This is a genomic window from Pseudomonas sp., from assembly GCF_036387035.1.
Classification (GTDB): domain Bacteria; phylum Pseudomonadota; class Gammaproteobacteria; order Pseudomonadales; family Pseudomonadaceae; genus Aquipseudomonas.
On sequence record NZ_DASVUM010000062.1, the window covers coordinates 1 to 6,221 of the forward strand.

A 6,221-nucleotide genomic window follows, 5' to 3' on the forward strand; every position below is an offset into this window, starting at 1 on the left:
CAACTGGCCTTCGCGCCCGTCACCGCTTTGCGCCCTGTTCCTCCACGACAAGAACAAGCCATCAGGAGAGCCGCATGAGTACGCAGTACGTTGCCCGCGAGCCGGACGCCACCGGGTTTATTGACTACCCCGAAGCCGAGCACCGCATCTGGAACACGCTGATTACCCGCCAGCTAAAAGTGGTCGAAGGCCGTGCCTGCCAAGAGTATCTGGACGGGATCGAGCAGCTAGCCCTGCCCCACGACCGTATTCCACAGCTGGGCGAGATCAACCGCGTCCTGGGCGCAACGACGGGATGGCAAGTCGAGCGCGTACCGGCGCTGATCCCCTTCCAGACGTTCTTCGAGCTGCTGGCGAGCAAGCGATTTCCGGTCGCCACGTTTATTCGCAGCGAGGAAGAATTGGACTACCTGCAAGAGCCCGACATTTTTCACGAGGTGTTCGGACACTGCCCGCTGCTGACCAACCCCTGGTTTGCAGAATTTACCCACACCTACGGCAAGCTCGGTCTGGCCGCCAGCAAAGAGCAGCGCGTGTACCTGGCTCGCCTCTACTGGATGACCATCGAGTTTGGCCTGGTTGATACGCCCCAAGGCCGCAAGATCTATGGCGGCGGCATCCTCTCCTCGCCCAAAGAAACCGTTTACAGCGTCTCATCGGCACCCGAACATCAGCCTTTCGACCCAGTAGAGGCCATGCGCACGCCCTATCGCATCGACATCCTGCAGCCGGTGTATTTTGTGCTGCCTGACCTCAAGCGTCTGTTTGACCTCGCCCATGAAGACATCATGGGGATGGCCCGCACCGCGTCCGAACGGGGCCTGCACGCGCCAAAGTTTCCCGCTAAAACAAAAGCGGCCTAAACACATGCCGCCTTTACCCGACCAAGGAATCTCTCAATGACCGCTCTCAATCAATCCCGGTGCGAAGCCTGCCGCGCCGATGCCCCTCAGGTCAGCGACGCCGAACTGCCTGATTTGCTCAAGCAGATTCCGGACTGGAACATCGAGGTGCGCGACGGCGTCATGCAGCTGGAAAAAGTCTTCCTGTTCAAGAATTTCAAATTTGCGCTGGCGTTTACCAACGCGGTCGGCGAAATTGCCGAGGCCGAAGGTCACCACCCCGGTCTGTTGACCGAGTGGGGCAAAGTGACCGTGACCTGGTGGAGCCATTCCATCAAGGGGCTGCACCGCAACGATTTCATCATGGCCTCCCGCACCGACGAGGTGGCCAAAAGCGCCGAGGGCCGTAAGTAAAATGCATTTTTCACAGATTCAGCGCGTACCGGACGATCCGATTCTGGGCTTGATTCAGGCATACGCCAAAGACCCGAATCCGAACAAGTTCGACCTGGGCGTGGGCGTCTATAAAGATGCGCAGGGCATGACCACCATCCCTCGCGCGGTGAAGATCGCCGAGCAGCGGCTGGTCGACTCGCAGCCCACCAAGAGCTACATCGGTGGCCATGGCGAGCCGCGCTTCGGCACGCTGATCTGTGAACTGGTCATGGGCGCCGATTCGGCCCTGATCGCCACTCAGCGCGTCGGCGCCACCCAGACACCCGGTGGCACCGGCGCGCTGCGTTTGAGCGCCGACTTCATTGCCAACTGCCTGCCAGGCAAAGGCATCTGGCTGAGCGATCCGACCTGGCCGATTCACGAAACCATCTATGCCGCTGCAGGTTTGAAGGTCAGTCACTACCCTTATGTGGGCAGCGACAACACACTCAACGTGCAGGCCATGCTGGAGACGTTGAAGACCATTCCCGAGGGCGACGTTGTTCTACTTCATGCGTGCTGCCACAACCCGACCGGGTTCGACCTGTCCCGTGCTGACTGGCACGCCGTGCTGGACATCGTCAAGCAACGCAACCTGCTGCCGCTGATCGATTTCGCCTACCAGGGCTTTGGCGACGGCCTTGAAGAGGACGCGTGGGCGGTTCGCCTGTTTGCCGCTGAACTGCCCGAGCTGCTGATCACCAGTTCCTGCTCGAAAAACTTTGGCCTGTACCGCGAGCGTACCGGCGCCTTGCTGGTCTGCGCCGACACCCGCGAAAAGCTGATGGATGTGCGCAGCCAGCTTTCGGCGACCGCTCGAAATCTGTGGTCGAACCCGCCCGATCATGGCGCCGCCGTGGTCGCCGAAATTCTGGGCGACCCTGAGTTGAAAGCGCTGTGGGCCGAAGAGGTGGAAGCCATGCGCAGCCGCATTGCACACCTGCGCGTCGGGCTGGTCGATGCGTTGACACCGCTGGGCCTGGGCGAACGCTTCGCCCACATCGGCGTGCAGCGCGGCATGTTTTCCTACACTAGCATGAACGACGAGCAAGTGGCGCGTCTGCGCAACGAGCACAGCGTGTACATGGTGGCGGCCGGTCGAGCCAACGTGGCGGGGATCGATGCCACGCGACTGGATGAACTGGCGGCGGCGTTTGCGGCGGTTTGCAAGGAATGAGGCATTTCCGCTTGGCAGGAGCGCCCGGGATGGCGCTCCACCTCGCCCGCGAGGGGCTGACGCATCTACGCCATCTCCAGAATTCCCGCCGGCGCCTTCGTGAGCAGGCTCACGCCCACATGTTGTAGGCACCGATCCGCACTACATGACCAGCGGCCCGCATTTAAAAGTCTGATTGTCATTTGTACTGCTGTATCCTCCCTGAGCGTTTTCGGACGCGCTGTCCCATTCAGCAGCGACACACTTGTGAGGAGCGACGATATGCATGAAATCCCGAACTTCCCCTTCCCAAGCCAACCCCAGCAAAGCGCAGCAGCCCGCCAGGAACTCGGTCAGCCGATCGAGATGAAAGCCAGCGGCAAACGCAACGACAGCAGCAAAGCGCAAAGCCCGCGCTGAAGGCCGACTTTCAGTTACTGATTGTTCAGCCCTGATTGTTCAGCCTCTATGGAAGAGCGTCTTCAAGGTGTATTTCCATAAGGGCTGAATCCTCGCGACGTATTTCGTCGCCGCCTCATCCCGAAACTGCCTCATCCGAATTCGGTTCAACCCACCTGCTTTGCCATGAACGGGCGCGCCTCGTTATCATGTGCCCTCACGCGGATTCAAGCGTCTACGCTTCGACCGGCGTGCTCCCTCGCTATTCTTTTCAGTCGTAATCGTGGATCTATGCCCATGCCAGACGCTTCGAGCGCTGCCCCTCAACGTCCTATGGCTGTCACGCTGCAGGTTGTTTCCATCGTGCTGTTCACCTTCATCGGCTACCTCAACATCGGTATCCCGTTGGCCGTACTGCCCGGTTATGTGCACACCGACCTTGGCTTCGGCGCGGTGGCTGCCGGGCTGGTGATCAGCGTGCAATACCTGGCGACACTGCTCAGTCGCCCCTATGCCGGGCGCATCATCGACACCCGCGGCCCGAAGAAGGCGGTGATCATCGGCCTGTTCGGCTGCGGGTTGAGCGGCGTGTTCATGCTCCTCGCCGACTGGCTTGACGCGTGGCCGATGGTCAGCCTGATCAGCCTGTTCGTGGGCCGTCTGGTGCTGGGCAGCGCAGAAAGCCTGGTCGGCTCCGGCTCGATCGGCTGGGGCATTGGCCGCGTCGGCGCTGCCAATACAGCCAAAGTGATTTCATGGAACGGCATCGCCAGCTATGGCGCACTGGCCATCGGCGCCCCGCTGGGAGTGGTGCTGGTCAACGCGCTGGGCCTGTGGAGCATGGGGGTCAGTATCATGCTGCTGGCGGCGCTGGGGATTTCCCTGGCCTGGAAGAAAACCCCCGCGCCGCTGGTGCATGGCGAGCGATTGCCGTTCCTGCACGTGCTCGGCCGCGTGCTGCCCCACGGCACCGGACTGGCGCTGGGTTCCATCGGCTTCGGCACCATCGCGACTTTCATTACGCTGTACTACGCCAGTCACACGTGGCCGAACGCGGTGCTGTGCCTGAGCCTGTTCGGCGCCTGTTTCATCGGCGCCCGCCTGCTGTTCGGCAACCTGATCAATCGCATCGGCGGCTTTCGCGTGGCGATTGCCTGCCTGTCGGCGGAGACACTGGGCTTGCTGCTGCTGTGGCTGGCGCCGAACCCGAACCTGGCGCTGGCCGGTGCCGCACTGACCGGCTTTGGCTTCTCGCTGGTGTTTCCTGCGCTGGGCGTGGAAGCGGTCAATCTGGTGCCGCCAGCCAGTCGCGGTGCGGCGGTGGGGGCGTACTCGCTGTTCATCGACTTGTCGCTGGGGATCACCGGCCCGGTAGCGGGTGCTGTGGCGGCAGGTTTCGGCTTTGCCTCGATCTTCCTGTTCGCCGCGCTGGCGTCGCTGAGCGGGCTTGCCTTGAGCGTGTACCTGTACAAGCAGGGCAAGGCGATTCGGGAAAAACCGATCGCCAGCTGATCCCGACCACGTCAGTTAAAAATCGACCTTGCCCCGCCCTGCCTTGATCGACCCGCGCTTGGTCTTCGACTCCAGCCGGCGGGTCTTCGAGCCCAGGGTCGGCTTGGTCGGCCGACGTTTCTTCTCGACCTTCCCCGCACTGATGATCAGCTCGCTCAGCCGCTCCAGCGCATCGGCACGGTTCTGCTCTTGCGTGCGGTATTGTTGCGCCTTGATGACGACCACGCCGTCGCCGGTGATGCGACTGTCACGCAGCGCGAGCAAGCGTTCCTTGTAGAACGGCGGCAGCGACGATGCATTGATGTCAAAGCGCAGGTGCATGGCGCTGGACACCTTATTGACGTTCTGGCCGCCCGCACCCTGAGCACGGATGGCGGTCAGCTCGACCTCGCTGTCCGGCAGATGGATGTTGTTGGAGATGATCAGCATGGGCATCTACGTCCTGGGTCGCAGCCGCGAGGTCGTCGTGGCTCTCGCCTCATTTGATGATCGACGTTCGCTGGGCCATCGACTCGCTGCTGGCCCGGCGCTTGTTCTTGATCACGTAAAACACCCACATGGCCGCCAGCCAGACCGGGATCGCGTACACCGAAATCCTGATGCCGGGAATCAGCAGCATGATCCCCAGAATCAGCACCACGAACGCCAGACAGACATAGTTGCCGTACGGGTACCACAGCGCCTTGAATAGCGGCTGCTGACCGACCCGGCGCAGGTGCTGGCGGAACTTGAGGTGGGAGTAGCTGATCATCGCCCAGTTGATCACCAGCGTGGCGACCACCAGCGACATCAACAGCTCAAGGGCACTTTGCGGCATCAGGTAATTGAGCAGCACGGCGATCAGCGTTACCGCCGCGGACACCAGAATCGCCCGCACCGGCACACCGCGGGGGTCGACCCGCGCCAGAGCCTGCGGCGCATCACCCTGTTCGGCCATCCCAAACAGCATGCGCGCATTGCAATAGGTGCCGCTGTTATAAACAGACAATGCTGCCGTCAGCACCACGAAGTTGAGAATGTGTGCTGCCGTTGTGCTGCCCAGCATCGAGAACACATGCACGAACGGGCTGCCGCTGTAGGCATCGCCGGATGCATTGAGGTCAACCAGTAACGCGTCCCACGGCGTCAGCGACAGCAGCACCACCAGCGAGCCGATGTAGAAAATCAGGATGCGGTAGATGACCTGATTGATCGCCTTGGGAATGATGGTCCTCGGTTGATCCGCTTCTGCGGCGGTGAAACCAAGCATCTCCAGGCCGCCGAACGAGAACATGATGAACGCCAGCGCCATGACCAGCCCGCTGACGCCGTGGGGGAAAAAGCCGCCCCGGTCCCAGAGGTTGCTGACCGACGCTTGCGGGCCACCCTCGCCGCTCACCAGCAGGTAACTGCCCAGGGCGATCATCCCCAGGATCGCTACAACCTTGATGATCGCAAACCAGAATTCGGCCTCGCCAAAGACTTTCACGTTGGCCAGGTTGATGACGTTGATCATCACGAAGAACACCGCCGCCGACGCCCATGCCGGGATTTCCGGCCACCAGTACTGCACGTATTTGCCCACCGCTGTCAGCTCGGACATCCCCACCAGGATGTACAGCACCCAGCAGTTCCAGCCCGACAGAAAGCCGGCAAAGCCGCCCCAGTATTTATGAGCAAAATGGCTGAACGAGCCGGCCACCGGCTCTTCGACAATCATCTCGCCCAGCTGGCGCATGATCATGAAGGCGATGAAGCCGCAGACGGCATAGCCCAGAATCATCGACGGGCCAGCGGACTTCAGAACTCCGGCCGAGCCCAGGAACAGACCCGTACCAATCGCGCCACCCAGGGCGATCAGCTGGATATGACGGTTCTTCAGACCACGCTTCAAGTCA

At 61.4% G+C, this 6,221-nt stretch carries 7 protein-coding genes; 5 read left to right on the plus strand and 2 right to left on the minus strand.

Annotation, left to right across the window (positions count from 1 at the left end; translation table 11 throughout):
* Positions 1–74 precede the first annotated feature (74 nt).
* The 5 genes from phhA to VF672_RS05330 all read left to right on the plus strand — a co-directional run bounded on the left by phhA (position 75) and on the right by VF672_RS05330 (position 4,344).
* Entirely contained in the window at positions 75–863 is a 789-nt protein-coding gene (gene phhA, locus VF672_RS05310) for a phenylalanine 4-monooxygenase (protein ID WP_331102210.1), read from the plus strand.
* 36 nt (positions 864–899) lie between these two features.
* On the plus strand, positions 900–1,256 hold the full coding sequence (locus VF672_RS05315) for a 4a-hydroxytetrahydrobiopterin dehydratase (RefSeq protein WP_331102212.1): 357 nt from the start codon (positions 900–902) through the stop codon (positions 1,254–1,256).
* Between the two features lies 1 nt (position 1,257).
* Positions 1,258–2,454 (plus strand): amino acid aminotransferase, encoded by a 1,197-nt coding sequence (locus tag VF672_RS05320; protein ID WP_331102214.1) that lies wholly within the window; start codon positions 1,258–1,260, stop codon positions 2,452–2,454.
* A 261-nt stretch (positions 2,455–2,715) separates the two neighbouring features.
* A complete protein-coding gene (locus tag VF672_RS05325; protein ID WP_331102216.1) occupies positions 2,716–2,853 on the plus strand; it encodes a hypothetical protein in 138 nt (45 codons plus the stop codon).
* A gap of 276 nt (positions 2,854–3,129) precedes the next feature.
* Positions 3,130–4,344: an MFS transporter gene (locus tag VF672_RS05330; protein WP_331102218.1), complete on the plus strand. Its 1,215-nt coding sequence runs from the start codon at positions 3,130–3,132 to the stop codon at positions 4,342–4,344.
* A gap of 15 nt (positions 4,345–4,359) precedes the next feature.
* Here VF672_RS05330 and arfB read toward each other — a convergent pair whose 3' ends face one another.
* Positions 4,360–4,773 (minus strand): alternative ribosome rescue aminoacyl-tRNA hydrolase ArfB, encoded by a 414-nt coding sequence (arfB, locus tag VF672_RS05335; RefSeq protein WP_331102220.1) that lies wholly within the window; start codon positions 4,771–4,773, stop codon positions 4,360–4,362.
* Positions 4,774–4,822: 49 nt separating this feature from the next.
* A partial coding sequence (locus VF672_RS05340) for an amino acid permease (RefSeq protein WP_331102222.1) occupies positions 4,823–6,221 on the minus strand: 1,399 nt, incomplete at its 5' end.